The sequence below is a fragment of the Thermogutta sp. genome (assembly GCF_014359955.1).
Taxonomy (GTDB): Bacteria; Planctomycetota; Planctomycetia; order Pirellulales; family Thermoguttaceae; genus Thermogutta.
The window spans coordinates 1-1,470 of record NZ_JACIYL010000965.1 but is presented as its reverse complement, the minus strand read 5'-3'; the positions used below and the strand labels follow the sequence as shown (position 1 = coordinate 1,470).

Sequence of the window (1,470 nt, the reverse complement as noted above, 5' to 3'; positions counted from 1 at the left end):
CCCGGCCGCAATGATCGCCCCCACAATGGTGATGCCGGAAATCGCGTTGGATCCCGACATCAACGGCGTGTGCAGGGTTGGCGGGACCTTTGTGATAATTTCAAACCCGACAAAAATAGCCAGCACGAAGATGGTGAGCGCCAGCACAAAGGGCAGCTCGGAATGGCTTTGCCCTGCTGTCTGCTCGGCGATTTCGTTAGCCAAAAGAAACACACTTTCCATAGCTACACCCTTTTGCCAATCGCCAGACTCTCCGACTCGCAGCTCGCGGAAGCCTCATGTTTCTGGGAGCACGTTCGCGGTTGATATTCTTCCGCCTGCGTGAGCAGGATTGAATTGACTCTTGAGGTTTTGCTCGCCGAGGTTCCAGTTCATCAATCCGAATCGAAAAACGCTGTTGGGTACCCAACCCTTGACTTGCTCAGATCCCGAGGTGTTTCATTGAGACGGCTGTCCGGAATTTTCCTTCAACATTCCATGAACCACCTCTCCACCCCGGGCAACCAGCGTATCCCGGATGATTTCGTCTTCGGAATCGAGGGCGATCTGCCCGTTCTTGCACACGTACAGGAAAAACGTCGTGATGTTTTTGGAATACATCTGGCTGGCATGGTGGGGAATTTCCGCCGGAATATTGACCGGCCCGAGGATGGTGACACCGTGCTCCACGACGGTTTCTCCCGGCCGGGTCAGTTCACAATTCCCACCCCGCTCAGCCGCCAGGTCCACGATGACGGAACCGGGTTGCATCCCGGCCACCATTTCGCGGGTGATCAGCACAGGGGCCCGCTTGCCGGGCACAGAGGCCGTCGTGATCACAACGTCGCTCTGGGCCACCACTTGGGCCATCAATTCGCGTTGACGCCGGTACACTTCTTCCCCGAGTTCCTTTGCATAGCCGCGCTGATCTTCGGCTGCCTGAGTGGGCAGCTCCAGTTCCACGAACTTGGCGCCAAGGCTTTGGACCTGTTCTTTGACGGCAGGACGGACGTCATACGCGGACACCGCGGCACCAAGCCGTTTCGCTGTCGCAATCGCTTGAAGCCCTGCCACTCCTGCCCCAACCACGAATACTTTGGCGGGTGTCAATGTGCCTGCCGCCGTCATGAGCATGGGGAAAATCTTGGGAAGCGTCAGGGCGGCGAGAAGCACAGCCCGATATCCGGCGAGCGTGGCCATGGATGAGAGGATGTCCATGCTTTGTGCCCGCGTGATGCGCGGGAGAAGCTCCAGCGCGAAGATCGTGGCTCCTTTTTCCACCCACGGCTGCAAATCGGCCCTCTTGGCCAGTGGATCCCACGCACCGATAAGAATCTGGCCAGGACGGATTCCTGCCAGTATTTCCTGTCGAACGTCCGCTGGAATATCCCACCGCACGCCGAGCAGCACCTCGGCCTGAAGAACTTCTGCCAGAGATGCAATGCTAGCACCTTTGGAGGAATATTCGCTGTCCGGGAAACCGGCCCGTTC

At 58.0% G+C, this 1,470-nt stretch carries 2 protein-coding genes; both read right to left on the bottom strand.

What is annotated here, in order from left to right; all coding sequences use genetic code 11:
* Positions 1-222, bottom strand: a 222-nt coding sequence (locus tag H5U08_RS18615) for an NAD(P) transhydrogenase subunit alpha (RefSeq protein ID WP_297036593.1), incomplete at its 3' end; no start/stop codon positions are given.
* Positions 223-438: 216 nt separating this feature from the next.
* A partial coding sequence (locus H5U08_RS18610; RefSeq protein WP_297036591.1) for an NAD(P) transhydrogenase subunit alpha occupies positions 439-1,470 on the bottom strand: 1,032 nt, incomplete at its 5' end.